Origin of the sequence: Aneurinibacillus tyrosinisolvens, from assembly GCF_001015055.1 — a bacterium.
Lineage (GTDB): Bacteria > Bacillota > Bacilli > Aneurinibacillales > Aneurinibacillaceae > Aneurinibacillus_A > Aneurinibacillus_A tyrosinisolvens.
Genome location: NZ_BBWZ01000001.1, coordinates 57,992 through 78,712 on the forward strand (window position 1 = coordinate 57,992; position 20,721 = coordinate 78,712).

Here is a 20,721-nt window from a genome sequence, read left to right on the forward strand (position 1 = left end):
TAGCGCGGAATGCCACCGAGAAAGGAAGATATGATGAGCGACATAGCGATCCAAACAAAGACAACGATTGAACAGCAGTTAAAGAAGAAAATTCTTATACTCGACGGTGCGATGGGGACGATGCTGCAGCAGGCCAATTTAACGGCCGAAGATTTTGGCGGTGAGGAATACGAAGGCTGTAATGAGATGCTCACTCTTACCCGTCCTGATGTCATTCGCAATATACATGAGATCTATCTTGAAGCAGGCGCCGATCTTATCGAAACGAATACCTTCGGAGGAGCGTCTATCGTTCTTGCCGAGTATGATCTGCAGGACCGCTCACGGGAAATCAATATGGTGGCGGCAAAGCTTGCCCGTGAAGCCGCGGACAAATGGTCAACGCCTGAATGGCCCCGTTTTGTAGCCGGTTCAATTGGACCGACGACCAAAACATTGTCCGTGACAGGCGGGGTTACTTTCGAAGCTGATAGATACCTACTATATACAGGTGCTCGCTCTCATTGAAGGCGGCTCGGATGTTCTCCTGCTTGAGACGGCACAGGATACGCTGAATGTGAAAGCGGGCGGGATTGCCATTCAGAAGGCGTTTGAAACGCTGGGTTACAGGATACCTGTCATGATTTCCGGAACGATTGAACCGATGGGAACGACGCTTGCCGGCCAGAACATTGAAGCTTTCTACATTTCACTCGAGCATTTGCAGCCAATATCGGTTGGTCTCAACTGTGCGACCGGCCCTGAGTTTATGCGCGATCACATCCGCACGCTGTCCGGCATGGCATCATGCGCCGTAAGCTGTTACCCGAACGCGGGGCTGCCCGATGAGGATGGGCATTATCATGAGTCCCCGCAGGCACTGGCAGCCAAGTTGGCGGCTTCGCCGAAAAAGGATGGATTAACGTAGCCGGCGGCTGCTGCGGAACAACGCCGGAGCATATCCGCGCGCTCGCCGAGGCACTGAAGGACTACGAGCCGCGCACTCCGGCAGGATTGCAAACACATGTGGTGTCAGGAATCGAACCTGTTTACCTGGAGCAGGATAACCGCCCTCTCTTTGTAGGGGAGCGGACCAATGTCATCGGCTCGAAGAAATTCCGCGATTTAATTAAAGGCGAATTATATGAAGAAGCTTCGGAAGTTGCGCGCGCCCAGGTGAAGAAGGGCGCCCACGTTATCGATATTTGCCTTGCGGATCCGGATCGGGATGAAGAAAAAGACATGGAAGCGTTCCTCCAGTTTGTGACCAAAAAGGTGAAGGTTCCGCTCATGATCGACTCTACGGATCCGAAGGTCATCGCGCTTTCGCTTAAATACTCGCAAGGAAAAGCGATTATCAATTCGATCAACCTTGAAGACGGGGAACAGCGTTTTGAAGAGGTCGCTCCCCTGCTGAAGAAATTCGGCGGAGCGGTTGTTGTCGGTACGATTGATGAGGATGGCATGGCGGTTACCCGGGAGCGAAAGCTCGAAGTGGCACGGCGCTCGCACGATCTGCTCGTGAACAAATATGGATTAAACCCAAGGGACATTATTTTCGATCCGCTCGTTTTCCCGGTCGGAACGGGGGATGAAGCGTATATCGGCTCGGCGAAAGAAACGGTAGAAGGCATTCGCCTGATTAAAGAAGCACTTCCTGAATGCCAGGCCATTCTTGGCGTAAGCAACGTTTCGTTCGGGCTGCCGCCTGCAGGGCGTGAAGTGTTGAATGCCGTCTATTTGTACCACTGTACGAAGGCCGGGCTCGATTACGCTATCGTCAATACGGAAAAGCTGCAAAGATTTGCCTCCATTCCGGATGAAGAGAAGAAACAGGCGGAAGAGCTGCTTTTTAATACAAATGATGAGACACTCGCCCGCTTTACTGCTTTCTATCGCGAGAAGAAAGTAGAGAAAACGGAGGAGGTATCCACCCTTACGCTGGAAGAGCGCCTGGCTTATTACGTTGTAGAAGGGACAAAGGAAGGGCTTCTTCCCGATTTACAGGAGGCGCTTGGAAAATACGTACCGCTTGATATCATTAACGGCCCGTTAATGAAGGGGATGGAAGAGGTAGGCCGTCTGTTTAACGACAATCAGCTTATTGTGGCGGAAGTACTGCAGAGTGCGGAAGTCATGAAGGCCGCCGTTGCTTTCCTTGAACCGCACATGGAGAAAAACGAGTCAGCGACAAAAGGTAAAGTAATGCTGGCGACGGTAAAAGGCGATGTCCATGATATCGGGAAGAACTTAGTAGAAATCATCCTTGGAAATAACGGTTATGACATTGTAAACCTTGGAATTAAAGTAACGCCTGAACAGCTCATTGCGGCATACCGCAAGGAGAAGCCTGACATGATTGGGTTGTCGGGGCTGCTCGTGAAATCAGCGTTGCAAATGGTCACGACGGCCCAGGATTTAAAAGCGGCAGGAATTGACGCTCCTGTGATGGTCGGCGGTGCTGCACTTACCCGCAAATTTACGGATACACGAATTACACCGGAATACGACGGACTCGTTCTGTATGCCAAGGACGCGATGTATGGCCTTGAACTAGCCAATAAATTAGCGAACCCGGCCGAGCGTGAAGCGCTTGCCCAGGAGCTGCAGGCTGCCCGCCAGGAGCGGCTGGATGAAGCGGCTGCGGCAAGTGTGGTGGAAGCTGTGGAGGAAAAAGCCATACCGAAACGTTCTTCCATTAGTACGGAAGGGCCTGTGTACCTGCCGCCGGATTTCGAACAGCATATTTTACGGGACTACCCGCTTTCCTATCTTCAGCCGTATTTGAATTTGCGCATGCTGCTCGGAAAACATCTCGGTATTCGTGGCAATGTCGATAAGCTCATCGCCGAGGGAGACGAGAAAACGCTTGAATTGAAGGCGGTCATTGATCAACTGCTCGCAGAAGCGAAGGAGAACGGTCTGCTGAAAGCGCAGGGAATGTACCGTTTCTTCCCTGCCCAATCGAGAGGCAATGATATTTACATTTATGATCCGGCCGATCATACAAAGGTAATCAAAACATTTACCTTCCCGAGACAAAAAAAGGAACCGTTCTTATGCCTGGCTGACTTCGTCCGGCCTGTGGAAAGCGGTGTAATGGACTGCGTGGGATTCCTTGTCGTTACCGCTGGGGAAGGCGTGCGGGAAAAAGCGGAGGAATGGAAGAACAAGGGGGATTACCTTCGTTCCCATGCTCTCCAGGCGCTCGCCCTTGAACTTGCGGAGTCTTTTGCCGAAAGACTGCACCATATTATGCGTGATGCATGGGGATTCCCGGATCCGGCTGAGATGACGATGCTGGAGCGTTTCGGTGCAAGGTACCAGGGCATTCGCGTTTCATTCGGATACCCTGCTTGCCCTGATTTAGAAGATCAGAAGCCGTTGTTTGACCTTATGAAACCGGAACAGATTGATGTTCAACTGACGGAAGGCTGTATGATGGAGCCGGAAGCATCCGTGTCAGCCATGGTCTTCTCCCATCCGGAGGCCCGTTACTTTAACGCTGATTAATCAGTCAGGACAGAAGGGAGAGGCGGAAATGAAAAAGGAAAATTTAAAAACACATCTAGAGAAAAATATCCTGATTGGTGATGGTGCAATGGCCACCTGGCTGTATCGGCTCGGGGTGCCGATTGGCGTCAGTTATGAAGAATTGAATTTATCCAACGCCGAACTTATTGGTACAGTGCACCAGGCTTATTATGAGGCAGGCGCCCGATTTATCCAGACAAACACATATGGCGCCCATCGGGATGCGCTTGCCAAGCACGGCTTGCAGGATAAAGTGTCCCGGATAAACAGGGCAGCCGCCCAGATTGCACGCAGCTCGGTCGGAGAAGATGCTTATGTTGCGGGAGGCATCGGCTCTATCAACGCGGGCAGGGTGCGGGACATTCACATGAAGGGATATGGAGAGCAATTCGAAGAACAGGCGTCCGCCCTTCTGTTTGCTGACGTGGATGCCATTCTACTGGAAACGTTCCTTGACCTGGATGAGCTGCTGCTTGCTCTTGATGTCATCCGTCCGCTCACTGACATTCCGATTGTGGCACAAATGGCGACAATGGAGGTCGGAACAACAAGGGACGGATATACGCTCAGCCAGGCGTTCCGAGAGCTAAAGAAGGCAGGAGCAGACGTTGTTGGACTCAACTGCCGGCTTGGTCCGGCAGAGATTCTCCGTTCGATTGAACGGGTTGTTGTTCCGGATGACACGCCGCTGTCTGTTTTCCCGAATGCGGGACGGCTGGGGCTGGCGGATGGGGAGTATTCCTACGCATCCATTCCGCAGTATTTTGGAGACAGCGCCCTCCGCTTCCGGGCACAGGGCGCGCGTCTTATTGGGGGGTGCTGTGGCACGACCCCCGAGCACATCCGCATGATGGCGCAGGTGCTGGCGGAAAGAGAACCGCTTCCACGAATCAATCCGGAAATCGAAGAAGAGGAAGGAATCCATACGGAAATCCGGGTTTCTTCGCCTGACAAGAAGAGTAAGCAGGGGATTTTGCAGACGGTAACGGAACGGCATACGGTTATTGTTGAGTTTGACCCGCCAAGAGAGCTGGATACGGAAAAATTCCTCCAGGGGACAGCGAGCCTGCAGGATGCGGGAGCAGACGCGATTACACTGGCTGATAACTCGCTCGCGACAACAAGAATGAGCAATATGGCGCTCGGCTCGATTATGAAAAACAGGCTGGGGGCCGAACCGCTGCTTCACATCGCCTGCCGGGATCGAAATCTAATTGGCCAGCAGTCCCATTTGATGGGGCTGCATGCACTGGGTATTCACCAGGTGCTTGTCGTAACGGGAGACCCTGCAAGGTTTGGCGATTTGCCGGGTTCGAGTTCGGTATTTGACGTATCCTCCTTTGATTTAATCCGCATGATAAAGCAGTTGAATGAGGGATTTACGTTTTCCGGAAAGCTGCTGAAGCAGCAGGCTAATTTCGTGGTCGGAGCGGCATTTAACCCGCACGTCCGGCAGTTTGATGCCGCTGTCCGCAGGCTGGAGAAGAAGGTGGAAGCCGGTGCCGATTTTATTATGACGCAGCCGGTGTATGACCAGAAAACGATTGAAATGATTCATGAGGGAACGAAGCACCTCGATATTCCGATTTTCATCGGCATCATGCCGCTGAGCAGTGCACGGAATGCTGAGTTTCTGCATAATGAGGTTCCAGGCATTAAAATATCGGATGAGGCCCGCGAGAGGATGAGCCGCTTCCAGGCGGGAGCGGAGGCGCGGCAGGAAGGTGTGGCGATTGCCCGTGAGCTGGTGGATGTGGCGATGGAGTATTTTAAAGGAATTTATTTGATTACGCCGTTTTCGTTTTATGAGATGACAGCGGATTTGACGAGGTACGTGCACGAGAAAAGCCGCGTACTGCTGTAAGAAGGGATAAGGGAGTATGAAAGCGTGGAACGGGGAGAACCTGTTCACACTTTTATACTCCTGTTTTTTTAAAAGCTTTTTTAGCGTACGCACATCCTCTCTCCTTCATATACATATAGGAAATGAATGCCCATGAAGTACAGGCAGGAAGGGGACAGGGAATGTCTAATCGCCTAAAGGCAATTAACCATATTGTCGTGTTAATGCTGGAAAACCGCTCTTTTGATAATGTGGCAGGCTGGCTATATGACCCGCAAAACAAGCCGCCATTTCATACAGTGCCTCGCAACCAGCCATTTGAAGGGGTTTCCGGCAAAAATCTATCCAACCCGATTCCCCAGGGGGTTGAAGGAGCGGAGCGAAAAACCGTACCGGTCGGCAAGGCTTCTGAATTCGTAAGCCCTGATGCGGATCCGGGAGAGGAATATTCACACGTTATGACCCAGCTGTATGGGATAGATTCGCCACATTCCAATAGCCTGTCCCCCTTTTTAAATCATCCGATGAAGTCTCTTCCGGAGAAGGCGCCGATGGATGGTTTTGTGAAAGATTACATCCAGGTATTAAGAGAGGAAAACAGGGATGTCCAGTACAGAGATTATAAACAAATTATGGATGGGTTCACGCCCGACATGCTTCCCATACTGAGTACGCTTGCCCATGAATATGCCATTTGTGACCAGTGGTTTTGCTCCGTGCCCAGCCAGACATGGGCAAACCGATCCTTTCTGCACGCCGGCACATCAAACGGCCTCGTTAATAATGAGCCGTATATTAACTGGATGCTTTACAACGGCACTGATACGGTTTTTAACAGGATAAGCGAGGCGAAAAGACCGGATTTAACCTGGAAGGTGTATTACGATACCACCGATATACTCCCGCTTACGCTGCTGATTCACTTTTCCAGGCTCCAGCATTATTGGAACAGCCACTTCTTTTCCATGAAGCAATTTATCAAGGATGCGCGGAAAGGAAACCTCCCCTCTTACTCTTTCATTGAACCCCGTTATCTGATTGATGCAAATGACCAGCATCCTCCCCACAACATGCTAAAGGGGGAAAAGCTTATTCATGATATTTACCATGCGCTAAGGGAGGGGAAAAACTGGGACAGTACGCTATTTATCATTACATATGATGAACATGGCGGCTGCTATGACCATGTCTCCCCGCCTGCGGCTGTACCACCTGACAGCAGGAGCAAAGCAGGCCATTACGGATTTACATTCGACAGGCTGGGCGTGCGCGTTTGTACGCTGCTTATCTCGCCCTATATCGAAAAGGGAACTGTGTTCCGGGCCAAGAAGAGAGTGGGCCGGCAGGAGGTAGATGTTCCTCTTGATCATACAGCCATTCTCAAAACGATAACAAACCGCTGGGGATTAGCAAGCTTAACCAGACGTGACAAAGCGAGTCCTGATATTAGCCAGGTTCTTACCAGGAACGAACCGCGCACCGATTTTCCCCGCCTTGTTCCATTCACATATAAAGAGAAACAACACCCCTCCACACGTCTCAACTCCAGGGACACGAAGTGATGTATTGGATTGCTGATGTCAGCGTTCATGTGAAGGAGCTTCGAACCCTGTTTTATCAGCGAGGGTCCGGAGCGAGAGGCGTTGTTTTTACAAGCTTATTGGCACTGCTTGCAGCGGTTCTGCAGTCGATGGGGAATTTCTTCCCTGGAATTGGGTACGTACTGAGCGCGCTTAGCACGATGCCTATCGTTCTGTTGTGCTGTATGCTGTCCATTCGCTATGGATGTCTCGGATATTTAGCAGCGTTTTTCTTGCTGCTCATTATCCAACGGGGGGAAGCTTTTGTTTTCCCTTTTACAACTGGCCTGCTTGGAATCGGTTTGGGAAGTGCGTTTCAGTCTTTTTCTCATTCGCAGAATAATAAAAGTGAGAGATAACCGGAAACAATAGATGGTTATTGCGCTTTCGTTACCCGCCAGATAACGCCCGGATTTTGTCCTTATTCGCTGTGAAGAGAGTTAAAAGGTGTATCTCCTTTTTATTTCTGGTATTTTATATATAAGCAGATTCGATGCTGGGAGGGAAGCAGATGGATGCGAACCGTCGGTTGAATACGAACGTTCCAGGCAATTATTATGTCACATCCTCTTGTATTAACTGCGATCAGTGCCGCCAGTTATCACCGGATGTATTTGCTGAAGTGGGCCATGCTTCAGCGGTTGTAAAACAGCCGGAGACAGCCGGGGAAGCGCGGCAGGCTTTTCATGCGTTATTTGCCTGTCCGACCGGGGCTATCGGCAGTGAGAACAAGGAAGGGCTGCAGGCGGCCGGACAGGATTTTCCGCTGCCTATAGCGGAAGAGGTATATTATTGCGGGTTTACTTCCCGTCACTCTTACGGATCCAGTTCTTATCTCATTGTACATCCGGAGGGGAATTGGATGGTTGACGCACCACGCTGGGCGCCGCAACTGGCAAAAAGAATCGAGGAAATGGGCGGAATTCAGTATATTTTGCTTACTCATCGTGACGACGTGGCGGATGCCGAGAAATATGCGGCAAAGTTCGGTGCGCAGCGAATCATTCATGTTTTAGAGAAAAGTGCGCAGCCGGATGCTGAACACTTAATTGAAGGGACAGAATTAGTAGAGTGGCAGCCTGATTTTCGCATTATTCCTGTTCCCGGACATACACGGGGCCACATTGCACTGCAGTACCGCGAGAAGTTTCTATTTACAGGCGACCATCTGGCCTGGGACCGGATAGCCGGTGCACTGGATGCGGATGAAGAATACTGCTGGTATTCTTTTAGCGTGCAGACGGAATCAATGGAGAGGCTGGCTCAGGAACGCTTCGAATGGATTCTGCCCGGCCACGGGGACCGGATTTTCCTTCCGGAGCCGGAAATGAAGCAGGCGATGAATGAGCTCGTGGCACGAATGAAATCGTAACTTCAGCGTCCCATCTGAAAGCAAGCACGATGGGGGCGTCCCAGTCTGTGTTCCTCTCAGGCGGGCGCCTTGTTCTGGGCAGATGGCAGGGCATTTATTTTTGTGAGTTTGACGGGCCGCGCAAGCGTACCTTTTATGTAAAAATACAAAAATGAGGTGAGTGTATGAACAGCAATACAAACCAGGAAAAATCTGAACTCGCGACGTTTGCCGGAGGGTGCTTCTGGTGTATGGTATCCCCTTTCGAAGAAATGCCGGGCATTATTAAGGTCGTATCCGGCTATACGGGCGGACACAAGGAACATCCTACGTATGAAGAAGTGTGTTCCGAAACGACCGGCCATTATGAAGCGGTTCAGATTACGTTCAACCCGGAGCAGTTCCCGTATGAAAAGCTGCTGGAGCTATACTGGCAGCAAATTGATCCGACCGATGCAGGCGGGCAGTTTTTTGACCGGGGGCAGTCCTACCAAACGGCTATTTTTTACCACAATGAAGAACAGAGGCAGAAGGCGGAAGCTTCGAAAAAAGCGCTCACAGAAAGCGGGCGTTTTGACAAGCCGATCGCCACACAAATTTTGCCGGCAACTGCCTTCTATCCGGCGGAGGAATATCATCAGGATTACCATAAGAAAAATTCGCTCCATTACAGCATGTATCGAAAAGGGTCCGGCCGTGACGCCTTCATTAAAAAGCACTGGAACGAAGGGGTAGACAAGGAGTTGCTAAAGAGCAAGCTGACAAGGATGCAGTATGAGGTTACGCAAAATAATGGAACAGAGCCTCCTTTTAATAATGAGTACTGGGACAACAAGCGAGAAGGTCTCTATGTCGATATCGTATCAGGAGAACCGCTATTTAGTTCACTTGATAAATTTGATTCCGCGTGCGGCTGGCCAAGCTTTACGAAGCCGCTCCATGTCGGGAATATAGAAGAAAAATCGGACTTCAGCCATTTTATGGTGCGGACAGAGGTGCGGAGCAAGGACTCTGATTCCCATCTCGGCCATGTTTTTGATGACGGGCCTGGTCCGGCGGGACTGCGCTACTGCATCAATTCCGCCGCGCTCCGGTTCATTCCGAAAGAAGAGCTGGAGAAAGAAGGCTATGCACAATACGCAAGCCTTTTTCAAAGGAAAGAGTAATATACGGGGCCCACTGTTTAATGTAATGGAAGCCTGTGCCGCACGAATGGTACAGGCTTTTATTACATAAAAAGGTAATCTTTCAAGTCTCATCTGCCGATATAAAGAAAAAAGGCAAGGAGCTGTATGATGAACATTTCTCGAAAAGCTATGTTAACTTTCTGCCTGTGTCTTGTTCTTCTACTGTCCGCTTACCCTGCGGTAAAAGTACAGGCCAGTACGCAGGGTACAACGGCACCGGCAGCTTCCCAGTCCAAAAAGATATACGTGAACGTAGCCGTTGCAACGCTCTGGAAGCAGCCCGGCGGAACGCGCACGATGGATAAAGCGGTGATGTCTGTTCCGGTGAATATGGAAGGCTGGACCGGAGGCATGACGCTTCGGGACAAATACTGGCTTGTAGGTAAAGCCGAGACGGAAGCGTTATATGGGCAGGAGGTAGAAATCCTGCAAACGAAGGGATCCTGGGTTCAGGTAGCCGTTAAGGGACAGGTTACTGCAAAAAATCCGAAAGGCTATCCCGGCTGGATGCCCAAATCCCAGGTAATTACGCAGCAGACGGATGCTCACTCTCAGGCTCTAGCCAGCGTAAAAACGAAAACGGCTTACTTATATAATCCAGATAAAAAGACGCATTTTCTTGAAGTAAGCTTTAACACAAGATTACCTTTAGTAGAGCAGGATGGTGACTGGATTCAGGTTTTCACACCTGCTAATCAAGTAAAACTCGTAAAAAAATCAGAAATCAACATCTATGAAAATGCATCGGCCATTCCACGCCCGGCCAAACCGGCTGACCTTGTAGCGACAGGCAAGCAATTCCTCGGATTGCCCTACCTGTGGTCCGGCGTCTCCGGCTTTGGATTTGATTGTTCCGGTTTTACTTCTTCTATTTATAAGTATTATGGAATGACGATTCCGCGAGATGCATCGGAGCAGGCGAAACAGGGGACACCGATTTCGAAAAACAAGCTGCAGCCCGGTGATTTATTGTTTTTCGCCTATAATAATGGGAAGGGTAAAGTGCACCATGTTGCCATGTACGCGGGAAACGGAATGATGCTCCACTCTCCCAACTCGGCGCGGAGCGTAGAAATCATCCCGATGGCAACAGCACCGTATAAGCAGGAATACGCGGGAGCCAGAAGGTACTTAAAATAAAGTATAAGTAAGGAAGGGAAAGCCAGAGCTATCGGTGTAAGCAATTTTCACGTTCACCACTTGCAGAATTTGCTGGCCGACAGTGAAATGAAGCCAATGGTAAACCAGGTTGAGCACCACCCGTATTTAACGCAGAAAGAACTGCACCAATTTTGCAAGGAACAGGGGATTGAGTTCGAAGCGTGGAGCCCGCTTGGAAGAGGGCGCATTCTAACCGATCCGGTGATTGTGGAGCTCGGGGAAAAGTATAAGAAAACCCCGGCGCAGATAATCCTCCGCTGGGATTTACAGAACGAAGTAGTTACGATTCCGAAATCTGTTCATAAGGAGCGCATTATCGACAACGCGAATGTTTTTGATTTTGAACTCTCCATTGAAGATATGCAGGCGATTGACGGGCTTAACAGGAACGAACGGTTTGGCCAGGATCCGGATAAGCTTGATTTTTAAACAAACAATTTACGCAATTTTGTGCTGCGTGGTATAATGTAAAAAAATAGTTGAGGCAATGAAGCCCCTGTCGAGCATTATGACAGGGGCTTATCTGTTTTAGAGGAGGTAATTAACAATGGCCGAGGAAAAAAAGCGATTTATTCAGGAATTCGTTCCCGGAAAACAGGTGACACTGAGTCACTTAATTGCGAATCCTGACAGCGATTTATTCGATAAATTAGGTATCCAGCATGGCGGTTCCATTGGCATTCTCACCTTAACGCCCAGTGAAACAGTCATTATCGCGGGGGACCTGGCGACGAAAGCAGCCCATGTTACGATTGGATTTCTCGATCGGTTTACCGGAAGCCTGGTTCTTGTAGGGAGTGTATCCGAAGTTGAAACGGCTATGCACCAGATTAACACGTTTCTCCATGAACAACTGGGCTACACGCCGGCGCGCATCACAAAATCATAGAGGAGGGACGCATGTTGCAGAACCGACATCGTGCGATGCTCATTGGCGCTATCGGTGCAGGCAAGTCCACATTGACAAACGCCCTGCTTGGCCGCAAGGTGGCCGCCGTAAAAACACAGTCGCTTACCTACTACGATTGGATTGTTGATACACCGGGAGAGTATGTGGAGAACCCTATGTTTTATAAATCCATTATGGCGACTGCGCTTGAGGTTACCCATGTGCTGTTTATTCAAGATGCAACCAATCCAAAGACAATTTTCCCACCGGGTTTTGCCGGCGGAATTCCAAAAATACCGATAGGGATTGTGACGAAGGTTGATGATGCAAAGGCGGATGCTCAGCGTGCCATCCGGCAGCTAAAGCTTGCAATGCCGCAAGGCCCCATTGTGCTTTCATCTGCTCTGGGTGGCCAGGGAATAGAAGAAATCCGGGAGCTGGCAGCATGCCGCTCACACGAAGAAATGAAAATGTGGATTCTTGATAGCTTATCTCACAATGTTTTTTTTAATTAAGAGGGTTTACACCTACTTTATTTTGAATTATTATAATAATATTAAAATTCATATTAAAAGGCAAAGGCGCCTATCAACAGGGAGAATCATTGTGTTGAGGGAGCCTTTTTTATTAACAAAGGGGTCTTTCACACGTGATTCAAACAAAGGAAATCGAGTGTATTTATCGTTTATGCGAGGAATATACCCCTCTAAGCATGGAAGATGCGCAAGTAATTGCGGACAAAAGCAAATCGCTGCAAATGATTGCCGATGTATCGCAAGCCAATGTTTTTATTGACTGCCCTGTTAAAGGTGACAACACGCTAATTGTTGTCGCTGAAGCTGTTCCAACTACGACTCATTCCCTTTATAAAGAAAATGTAGTCGGAAAGAGGGTGCTTGAATCATACGAACCGGGTGTGTTTCGTGCCTATCGCACGGGCAAACCGGCCCTTATGAACCGGGCTCTGACACAGGAAGGACAGCATGTAAAACAAAATGTCATTCCGCTTAAAAACCATGACGGTCACACAATCGGCGTGCTTATCCTGGAACAGGATATTACACGGCAAGTCAAGCACGAAAACGAACTTGCGCTTTTGTCGGAAACTGCGGAAGAGTTCAGCCGGACATTCTGGGATTTAATTATGAAAGAGCGGTCGATCCCGGATGTGATTGAAGAGGCGCTTCTCTTGCTGCGGGAAGATGGAAGAATTCTGTATGCAAACAACTTTGCGATCGGGCTGATTGAATCCCATAGCGAACTCACGAGGGAGAATTATACAGGGCAAAGCATTGAACACGTGTTTCCTTTTATTAATGAAAGTGACTACTTGCATAACGGTGTCATCCAGCGGGAAGTTCATTACAAAGAAATGGTGTATATTTTACGCAGCATTTGTTTGGAACAAAAGGAAAAGGAACGACGCCTGCTGCTATATCTGCGGGATGTAACTGATTTGCGGAATAAGGAGCGCCAGTTAATGGTCAAATCGGCTGTGATTCAGGAGATTCACCATCGGGTGAAAAATAATTTGCAAACGGTAGCCGGATTGCTGCGCTTACAAATGCGGCGCGGCGTTCCTGATGAAGCGAAGGTGCTGTATCAGGAAAGCCTGAACCGGATTATTAGTATTGCTACTGTTCATGAAGTGCTCTCCTATAGTGGAATTGAAGAAGTAGATATGAACCAGGTCATTGAAAAAATCTCAAAAATGCTCGTTTATAATATGCCTTCGGAAGAATGCAGCATCGATGTCAATATGGAAGTCGAAAGCATTAAACTCCTGTCGAACCAGGCAGTTTCACTGGCGCTTATTCTTACCGAACTCGTACAGAACAGCCTGAAACACGGTTTCACGGAGCGTTCCAAGGGACGGATTGATGTTAAATTCTATGCTGATGGGGAGCGGCTGCACTTACATGTAGAGGATGACGGCACAGGGTTTAAGGCGCAATCCGAAACAAACCAGCTGGGATTAGAAATTGTCCGGAATTTAACCCAGTTCGATCTTTATGGGGCATTTACGATATTTCAGAAAGATGAAGGCGGCACGATAGCGCATGTGTCTTTCCCTATAACGAAGGAGGATTGAACAATGAGCAAAGGGCGCATTATTGTGGTAGATGACGAATCGATTCTGCGCATGGACATAAAAGAAATGCTGCTTGAAGCGGGCTACGATGTGGTAGCCGAAGCCAATACCGGCGAACTGGCGGTTGAACTGGCCGCGCTTCACCGCCCCGATCTCATTGTTATGGACGTAAAGATGCCGCGGATGAACGGGCTGAAGGCCAGCCGGATTATCCAGAAATCATTCAATGTTCCAATCCTGCTCCTTACGGCATATACGGAGGCAGAACTCATCGAGGAAGCGAAAGAGGCCCATATTTTCGGTTATTTAGTTAAACCCATTACGGAAAAAGATTTGATTCCTGCCGTTGAAATGGCCCTCGGGCAGTCTAAGCGGCTGCATGGATTGCTTGACAGCATTAAGGAAATGGAACACAAACTGGAAGCCCGCAAACAGATTGAACAAGCAAAGGGAATCTTAATGGATGTACATAACATAAATGAAGAAGACGCATACAAGGCACTGCGTACGTACTGCATGAATAACAGGAAGACGATGAGCGAAGTGGCTGCTTCCATCATTCAGCACCGCACGCTTGACAGAAATTCCGTATCGTTACCCGGATAACAAAAAAATAAATCAAGGCAAAGGCGCCTTACATGACGTGGAATGAAAACCGTTGTGTAAGGCGCCCTTTTTTAGAGGGGGGAACGAAAGATGCTGCGACCCGGACGGGAAAAAGAAGAAATTATGAGCGCCGGGATTGATATCGGAACGAGTACGACCAAACTTATTCTCAGCCGGTTTTCTCTTGCGAATACAGCAGGCACAAGCCATGTGCCCCGGATTGAGATTATTGATAAACAGGTGATTTATAAAAGCCCGATTTACCGTACGCCGCTTCGAACAATCGAACGAATCGACATGGATGCTGTTCTTTCTATTGTACAAACAGAATACGCAAAGGCGGGCGTTCACCGCGATGATATACAAACAGGAGCTGTCATTATTACGGGTGAAACCGCTACGAAGGAAAATGCGGAAGAGATGGTTCATAGTTTGGCTGATAAGGCCGGAGAATTTCTCGTAGCGACGGCCGGTCCTGATCTGGAGGGAATTATCGCGGCGAAAGGCTCAGGTGCCTATGAGCATTCCCGCCAAACGGGGAGGGCTGTCGCCAACATTGATATCGGAGGGGGAACCGCCAACATCGCAGTGTACCAGGCCGGTACCTTTCGCGGAACGTGCACACTGCATATTGGCGGCCGGTTAATCGAGTATCGAAATAGCAGAGTTGAGAAAATCTCACCGCCCATTCAGAAGCTTATAAAACAGAAGCAGATTCCCATCTCTCCAGGAGATATGGTTTCTCGGGATTCGATTTCAGAAATAACAGATGCCATGGCAGAAACGCTTGCCCATATTCTGAGCGGAAAAATAGAGCCGGAAGACGAGGTGCTGTTGCTCGGCCATAAACCCGACTGGAGGATACCCGTGGAAGACATTATGTTCTCGGGTGGTGTAAGCGAATGTATATACGGGCTGGAAGAAGAAGACTCCGTGAAAGAGAAGCCAGGCTATGATGATATCGGCTTGCAGCTTGCTGCCTCCCTCCGGGAAAGCCCTGCTCTGCGCCAGTGGAACTGGATTCGCCCGCTGGAAACGGTAAGAGCCACCGTACTCGGCGCCGGCATGCAAACGACGGAACTGAGCGGGGCGACCATTCAGGTCGACAATTCCTGCTTGCCTGTAAAAAACCTGCCTGTCTACCATCTGCCTATGCGGGGGGATACAGCCGATACGGAGAAAAAAGTCATCCAGGCCGTCGAGCAGGCGATAACGATGTACGATCCGGCACGGGAAGGCCGCAACTTCGCCCTTTATTTGTCCGATTTGCCTGTTCTCAAATTCCGGGAAGTCCAGCAATTGGCAGCCTCGCTGCTTACTGCTTTCAGTAGACAGCCGGAGCCGGCCCACCCTTTAATTATCGTCGTATCAAACGATATGGCCAAAGTACTCGGGCAAACCCTGCAGGCGATGAACCCGGGGCGCAGCATTGTCTGTATTGATCAAATTTTAGTCGAGCACGGCGATTACCTTGATATTGGAAACATGCTCCGTTCAGAGGTCGTGCCGGTTGTTGTTAAAACGCTTGCGTTTCAATCGTGAGAAAGGATGAACGGTGTATGGAACTGAAAACCCGGTTGCTCAATCAAGTGTATCAGTTTAAAAACATTAAAGAGGTATTTGCTAAGGCAAACGAAGAGAAGTCCGGCGATAGATTGGCAGGGATTGCAGCGGAGTCGGTCCAGGAGCGCATCGCAGCCAAGCAGGTTCTTGCCGAATTGACGCTCGGGGATATCCGCGACCATCCCCTGCTCTCCCCAGAAGAAGATGAAGTATCACGGATTATCGAAGAGCAGATAAACGACACCATATTCAAGGATATAAAAGGCTGGACGGTAGCTGAGCTTAGAGAATACATCCTGGATGATGGCACAACGGGACAGGAGATAAGCCGGATCAGCAGAGGGTTGTCGAGTGAAATGATTGCCGCTGTCGCGAAGCTGATGTCGAACCTCGACCTCATTCATGGCGCGAATAAAATTGAAGTGCTTTCACTATGTAATACGGCCATTGGGCAAAAAGGAAGGCTTGCTTCACGGCTGCAGCCCAACCACCCGACGGACAGTGTAGAGGGTATGCTCGCTTCTCTCCAGGAAGGACTATCGTACGGAATCGGTGATGCGGTTATTGGAATTAACCCAGTAGATGATTCAGTAGAGAGTGTAAAGCGTCTGCTTCATGCCACCCATGCTTTCATTGAGGACTGGGGCATCCCGACACAGAATTGTGTGCTGGCCCATGTGATGACCCAGATGAAAGCAATCGAGCAGGGCGCGCCTGCCCATATGATTTTTCAAAGCATTGCAGGGACGGAAGCAGCCAATCGTTCCTTCGGCGTTACAGCTTCCATGCTCGATGAAGCGAAGGATATGATGCGGGTGCTTGGAACAAGCACCGGTCCGCAGCGACTGTACTTTGAAACAGGACAGGGATCGGAGCTGTCAGCGGAAGCACATTACGGCATCGATCAGATGACGCTCGAAGCACGCAATTATGGATTCGCCAAACGGTATAACCCGTATATGCTCAATACGGTTGTTGGGTTTATCGGGCCCGAATATTTGTACGACAGCAAACAGGTCATCCGCGCAGGGCTGGAAGATCATTTTATGGGGAAAATGCACGGCATCTCGATGGGTGTTGATGTGTGCTACACGAACCATATCCGGGCGGATCAGAACGATATTGAGGATTTAGGCGTTTTGCTCACAGCGGCAGGCGTAAACTTCATTATTGCAACCCCGATGGGAGACGATTGTATGCTGAACTATCAATCGCTAAGCTACCACGATGTTGCCGCCCTGCGCCAGACCATGAACCGGCGGCCGGCTCCCAGGTTCGAAGCCTGGCTGGAGGAAAACGGAATTATGGAAGGCGGAAAACTGACGAAACGTGCCGGCGATCCAACTATTTTCATACGTTAGGAGGGGAAAACGTGGAAACTCAGCTTATCGAAACGATTACCCGTATCGTGCTTGAGAAACTGAAAAACAACCAGGAAATTTCGCAGTCTCCTACTCCTGCGAAAGAACCGGAGAAAGCGAGCCGATACGGGGCTGTAAAAGTATGGAGCTACGTAGATTCTCCCCCGGAACCGATCAGGGAGGAACAGGCACAGCCACCTGCCCCGCAGCCGGCGAAAGCGGAACCGGACGAGAAGCCTGTACAGCAAACAGGGAAGAGAGCCGGGATTAAAAAGCCGTTTAATAAAGAGGTACTGGACCGATTAGTAAACAAGACGCCGGCAAGAATCGGAGTCGGCCGGGCCGGAGTACGGCCGAAAACCGATACGTGGCTCCAGTTTCGTTCAGACCACGCCGCAGCGGTGGACGCAGTATACGGAACGGTTGAAGCGAAACTTCTCGAAACCCTTCAGCTTTTTACAGTAAAAACACAGGTGAAAAATAAAGAAGAATACATTTTACGTCCGGATTTAGGAAGGCGCCTCACGGAGGCGTCCATTCAAACGATTCGCGAACGCTGTGTAATGGCTCCTAAAGTGCAAATCGTTGTATCGGATGGCTTAAGTTCGCAGGCAATCGAACAAAATCTGGAAGATGTCTACCTATCCTTTAAGCAATCGTTAAATGGATTGGGCCTAACAGACGGAACCCCGTTCTTTGTTGAGAAAGGGCGGGTAGCTGTCATGGATGATATTGGAGAGGCCCTGCAGCCGGAAGTGGTTGTTCTGTTTATCGGAGAGCGCCCGGGCCTTGTAAGCGCAGAATCGCTGAGCGCGTATCTTTGCTATAAACCCCGGAGAGGAACGATTGAGGCAGACAGGATGGTCATTTCAAACATTCATTCAGGAGGCATTCCGCCGGCGGAAGCAGGCGCTTATCTGGGGAATGTCGTGCAAAAGATTCTTAAATACGAAGCAAGCGGCGTGTCGCTTGTTCAGAAAGAGACATAGGAAAAGGAGGGAGTAAGCCGTGGAACTTGTTCCTATCAGGCTAAGGTGCTTGCCATTCGCATGATTCCGAATGTGGACGCCGCGCTGGCAGCCCAGTTTAACTTGAAGCCCGGGCAGCGCAGCTTAGGGTTAATCACAACAACGATAGACGACGTAGGCTATACCGCGCTCGACGAAGCGACGAAACGGGCGGAAGTGGAAGTCGTGTATGCCCGTTCCTTCTATGCGGGGGCAGCCTGTGCATCCGGACCTCTCTCCGGTGAATTCATGGGAATTCTGGCCGGCCCCAATCCGGATGAAGTAATGAGCGGGATTGAGGCGGCGGAAAACACGATTCAATACGATGCCCACTTCGAATCCCTAAATGAGGACGGAACCCATGCCCTGTATGCCCATGTCGTGGCGCGAACGGGAAGCTACCTTTCCAAAACGGCAGGAATCAGAGAAGGAGAACCGCTCGCTTATCTAATTGCACCTCCCCTGGAGGCGATGTATGGCCTGGATGCCGCCTTAAAAGCGGCAGATGTAGAGCTAGTCAGCTTCTACGGTCCGCCTTCCGAAACAAATTTCGGCGGGGGGCTGCTTACAGGAACACAGTCAGCATGCCGGGCAGCGGCCGAGGCTTTTCGCGACAGCATTATTGAAATCGCCCGCAACCCGCTTCCCTGGCCATAAGGTATAAGCTGCCCGGACAGACGAGCAGCAGAAAGGAGTGATAGCAATGCAGCTTGATCGGGATTTGCAGTCACTGCAGGAAATGCGAAACGCAGTAAGGCGGGCAAAAGAAGCACAGCAGGAGTTTAAAGGATACTCCCAGCAGCAGGTAGACCGCATTGTCAAAGCAATGGCAGATGCCGCTTATGAAAAAGCATACGAGCTGGGCCTTCTTGCGGTAGAAGAAACGGGACTTGGGATCGCGGAACATAAAGCGGTGAAAAATCAGGTCGGTTCACGGGATGTATACGATTCGATTTGTCACCTGAAGACAGTGGGCGTCATTAACGAAATACCGGAAAAGAAAATGGTCGAAGTCGCTTCCCCGTTTGGCGTCATTGCAGGCATTGTCCCTGTAACAAACCCGACGTCAACCGCTATTTTCAAGAGTCTCATCGCAGTGAAAACCCGTAACGCGATCGTTTTTAGTCCTCATCCTTCCGCAGCGAGGTGCACGGTGGAGGCAGCCAGGGTGTGCCTGGAGGCTGCTGTGAAAGCCGGAGCGCCGGATGGCCTGATTGGATGGATCGAGGAACCTACGATGGAAGCGACAGAATGCCTGATGAAGCATCGAGACGTCAACCTGATTTTAGCAACAGGCGGCGGCGGGCTCGTCCGGGCCGCGTACAGTTCCGGGAAGCCCGCCTATGGTGTCGGACCGGGGAATGTTCCGGTATATATTGAAAAAACGGCTGAAATCGCCAAAGCCGTGAAACGGATTGTAGACAGCAAAACGTTTGACAATGGAACCATCTGCGCATCGGAGCAGGCCATTGTAGTAGATTCCAACATTCGTGAGATGGTCATCCGTGAGTTTAAAAATCAGGGCGCCTATTTTCTGAACGAGGAAGAGAAAAGAAAGCTTGAACCGGTTATCTCACCCGCCCCGGGCAAATTAAACCCTGGAATTGTGGGCAGGAAGGCAGCTGTCATTGCAGGCATGGCCGGCCTAACGGTTCCACCCGGCACACGCTTACTAATTGCGGAAGAAACAAGCATAGGAAAGGATGTTCCTTTCTCGCTTGAAAAGCTGTCTCCCGTGTTCGCTCTCTATACGGTAAATGGCCCGCGGGAAGCCGTAGATGTATGCGAGAAGCTTCTTGCATTAGGGGGCCGGGGCCATACGTTAGCCCTTCACACAACAGACGATGAAGTCGCTACCTTATTCGCTCTCCGCTCGCCTGTATCCAGAATTGTAGTGAACACCCCGGCAGCACTCGGTGCAGTAGGCGCCACTACCGGTTTGATGGCCTCACTCACTCTTGGCTGCGGGACCTTTGGTGGGAATATCACCTCCGACAATTTGACCGCCCACCATTTAATGAACATCAAACGGATGGCATACGGCACAAAAGAGGTCGTGATTCCTGAACCTGGAAGTAAGGCTCACGTCTCCGTCCCTCCACCACAGCAAATGGGTCAGGAGAAGCAAATCGAAGAAGTGGTCGAAAAGGTGCTGGCGCAGGTCGGTGTTATCGGCAGTGCAGATAAGCAAACAGTAGCCCAGCTCGTTACCCAGGTGCTTGCAAAACTATAAACTAAACAAAATTTGAGGAGGAATAGAAAATGGCAAGAGAATTAACAGCATTAGGCATGATTGAAACAAAAGGATTGGTTGCTTCGGTCGAGGCTGCAGACGCTATGGTAAAGGCAGCAAACGTTCATCTGGTCGGCAAGGTACATGTGGGCGGAGGCCTTGTGACGGTCCTTGTTCGCGGTGATGTAGGAGCGGTAAAGGCGGCAACAGATGCCGGTGCAGCCGCTGCCCAGCGCGTAGGCGAGCTTCTATCCGTTCACGTCATTCCGCGCCCGCACAATGAGTTGGAAAGCATTCTGCCTAAGCTCAATCTCGAAGAGTAGTCCTGTTAGCGC

16 protein-coding genes and 3 pseudogenes are annotated in these 20,721 nt (G+C 50.1%); all 19 read left to right on the forward strand.

The window, feature by feature from the left end; all coding sequences use genetic code 11:
- The first annotated feature begins 33 nt into the window (after positions 1-33).
- The 19 genes and pseudogenes from metH (at position 34) to eutM (ending at position 20,709) form a co-directional block, all read left to right on the forward strand.
- Positions 34-3,492: pseudogene (metH, locus tag MBEAL2_RS00260) on the forward strand (methionine synthase).
- Positions 3,493-3,520: 28 nt separating this feature from the next.
- Positions 3,521-5,377 carry a bifunctional homocysteine S-methyltransferase/methylenetetrahydrofolate reductase gene (locus tag MBEAL2_RS00265; RefSeq protein ID WP_047150343.1) on the forward strand — a complete coding sequence of 619 codons (1,857 nt, stop codon included), beginning with the start codon at positions 3,521-3,523 and terminating at the stop codon, positions 5,375-5,377.
- 161 nt (positions 5,378-5,538) lie between these two features.
- Positions 5,539-6,918 carry an alkaline phosphatase family protein gene (locus tag MBEAL2_RS00270; RefSeq protein WP_047150344.1) on the forward strand — a complete coding sequence of 460 codons (1,380 nt, stop codon included), beginning with the start codon at positions 5,539-5,541 and terminating at the stop codon, positions 6,916-6,918.
- Entirely contained in the window at positions 6,918-7,295 is a 378-nt protein-coding gene (locus tag MBEAL2_RS00275; protein ID WP_052947327.1) for a YybS family protein, read from the forward strand. The genes MBEAL2_RS00270 and MBEAL2_RS00275 overlap by 1 nt, the downstream gene beginning before the upstream one ends.
- A 152-nt stretch (positions 7,296-7,447) precedes the next feature.
- Positions 7,448-8,308 carry an MBL fold metallo-hydrolase gene (locus MBEAL2_RS00280; RefSeq protein ID WP_047150345.1) on the forward strand — a complete coding sequence of 287 codons (861 nt, stop codon included), beginning with the start codon at positions 7,448-7,450 and terminating at the stop codon, positions 8,306-8,308.
- Between the two features lie 2 nt (positions 8,309-8,310).
- Positions 8,311-8,463 (forward strand): annotated as a pseudogene (locus tag MBEAL2_RS29905) (YjbQ family protein); the annotation flags it as partial.
- 9 nt (positions 8,464-8,472) lie between these two features.
- A complete protein-coding gene (gene msrB / locus MBEAL2_RS00285) occupies positions 8,473-9,453 on the forward strand; it encodes a peptide-methionine (R)-S-oxide reductase MsrB (protein WP_047150346.1) in 981 nt (326 codons plus the stop codon).
- A 126-nt stretch (positions 9,454-9,579) separates the two neighbouring features.
- Positions 9,580-10,614 (forward strand): C40 family peptidase, encoded by a 1,035-nt coding sequence (locus MBEAL2_RS34300; protein WP_236692646.1) that lies wholly within the window; start codon positions 9,580-9,582, stop codon positions 10,612-10,614.
- Between the two features lie 9 nt (positions 10,615-10,623).
- Positions 10,624-11,064 (forward strand): annotated as a pseudogene (locus MBEAL2_RS34305) (aldo/keto reductase); the annotation flags it as partial.
- A 118-nt stretch (positions 11,065-11,182) separates the two neighbouring features.
- Positions 11,183-11,524 (forward strand): ethanolamine utilization microcompartment protein EutS, encoded by a 342-nt coding sequence (eutS, locus tag MBEAL2_RS00300; RefSeq protein ID WP_047150348.1) that lies wholly within the window; start codon positions 11,183-11,185, stop codon positions 11,522-11,524.
- Positions 11,525-11,535: 11 nt separating this feature from the next.
- Complete coding sequence (locus MBEAL2_RS00305) at positions 11,536-12,039, forward strand: EutP/PduV family microcompartment system protein (RefSeq protein WP_047150349.1); 504 nt, start codon at positions 11,536-11,538, stop codon at positions 12,037-12,039.
- 134 nt (positions 12,040-12,173) lie between these two features.
- On the forward strand, positions 12,174-13,616 hold the full coding sequence (locus MBEAL2_RS00310; RefSeq protein ID WP_082129672.1) for a GAF domain-containing sensor histidine kinase: 1,443 nt from the start codon (positions 12,174-12,176) through the stop codon (positions 13,614-13,616).
- Positions 13,617-13,619: 3 nt separating this feature from the next.
- Entirely contained in the window at positions 13,620-14,222 is a 603-nt protein-coding gene (locus MBEAL2_RS00315) for an ANTAR domain-containing response regulator (protein WP_047150350.1), read from the forward strand.
- 90 nt (positions 14,223-14,312) lie between these two features.
- The gene (locus tag MBEAL2_RS00320; protein ID WP_047150351.1) at positions 14,313-15,764 is read left to right on the forward strand and encodes an ethanolamine ammonia-lyase reactivating factor EutA; all 1,452 of its coding nucleotides are present in this window, start codon (positions 14,313-14,315) and stop codon (positions 15,762-15,764) included.
- Between the two features lie 17 nt (positions 15,765-15,781).
- Positions 15,782-17,146 carry an ethanolamine ammonia-lyase subunit EutB gene (locus MBEAL2_RS00325; protein ID WP_047150352.1) on the forward strand — a complete coding sequence of 455 codons (1,365 nt, stop codon included), beginning with the start codon at positions 15,782-15,784 and terminating at the stop codon, positions 17,144-17,146.
- Positions 17,147-17,157: 11 nt separating this feature from the next.
- Positions 17,158-18,135 (forward strand): ethanolamine ammonia-lyase subunit EutC, encoded by a 978-nt coding sequence (gene eutC, locus MBEAL2_RS00330; protein ID WP_047150353.1) that lies wholly within the window; start codon positions 17,158-17,160, stop codon positions 18,133-18,135.
- Positions 18,136-18,180: 45 nt separating this feature from the next.
- Complete coding sequence (gene eutL, locus MBEAL2_RS00335; RefSeq protein WP_269082428.1) at positions 18,181-18,810, forward strand: ethanolamine utilization microcompartment protein EutL; 630 nt, start codon at positions 18,181-18,183, stop codon at positions 18,808-18,810.
- Between the two features lie 46 nt (positions 18,811-18,856).
- Positions 18,857-20,386 (forward strand): acetaldehyde dehydrogenase (acetylating), encoded by a 1,530-nt coding sequence (locus MBEAL2_RS00340; protein WP_052947329.1) that lies wholly within the window; start codon positions 18,857-18,859, stop codon positions 20,384-20,386.
- 29 nt (positions 20,387-20,415) lie between these two features.
- The gene (gene eutM, locus MBEAL2_RS00345) at positions 20,416-20,709 is read left to right on the forward strand and encodes an ethanolamine utilization microcompartment protein EutM (protein WP_047150355.1); all 294 of its coding nucleotides are present in this window, start codon (positions 20,416-20,418) and stop codon (positions 20,707-20,709) included.
- The last annotated feature ends 12 nt before the right edge of the window (positions 20,710-20,721 follow it).

Bases quoted from the DNA above. Each gene is read 5' to 3' on its own strand.
- MBEAL2_RS00265 (WP_047150343.1), top strand. From the start codon at position 3,521: ATGAAAAAGGAAAATTTAAAAACACATCTAGAGAAAAATATCCTGATT.
- MBEAL2_RS00270 (WP_047150344.1), top strand. From the start codon at position 5,539: ATGTCTAATCGCCTAAAGGCAATTAACCATATTGTCGTGTTAATGCTG.
- MBEAL2_RS00275 (WP_052947327.1), top strand. From the start codon at position 6,918: ATGTATTGGATTGCTGATGTCAGCGTTCATGTGAAGGAGCTTCGAACC.
- MBEAL2_RS00280 (WP_047150345.1), top strand. From the start codon at position 7,448: ATGGATGCGAACCGTCGGTTGAATACGAACGTTCCAGGCAATTATTAT.
- msrB (WP_047150346.1), top strand. From the start codon at position 8,473: ATGAACAGCAATACAAACCAGGAAAAATCTGAACTCGCGACGTTTGCC.
- MBEAL2_RS34300 (WP_236692646.1), top strand. From the start codon at position 9,580: ATGATGAACATTTCTCGAAAAGCTATGTTAACTTTCTGCCTGTGTCTT.
- eutS (WP_047150348.1), top strand. From the start codon at position 11,183: ATGGCCGAGGAAAAAAAGCGATTTATTCAGGAATTCGTTCCCGGAAAA.
- MBEAL2_RS00305 (WP_047150349.1), top strand. From the start codon at position 11,536: ATGTTGCAGAACCGACATCGTGCGATGCTCATTGGCGCTATCGGTGCA.
- MBEAL2_RS00315 (WP_047150350.1), top strand. From the start codon at position 13,620: ATGAGCAAAGGGCGCATTATTGTGGTAGATGACGAATCGATTCTGCGC.
- MBEAL2_RS00320 (WP_047150351.1), top strand. From the start codon at position 14,313: ATGCTGCGACCCGGACGGGAAAAAGAAGAAATTATGAGCGCCGGGATT.
- MBEAL2_RS00325 (WP_047150352.1), top strand. From the start codon at position 15,782: ATGGAACTGAAAACCCGGTTGCTCAATCAAGTGTATCAGTTTAAAAAC.
- MBEAL2_RS00340 (WP_052947329.1), top strand. From the start codon at position 18,857: ATGCAGCTTGATCGGGATTTGCAGTCACTGCAGGAAATGCGAAACGCA.
- eutM (WP_047150355.1), top strand. From the start codon at position 20,416: ATGGCAAGAGAATTAACAGCATTAGGCATGATTGAAACAAAAGGATTG.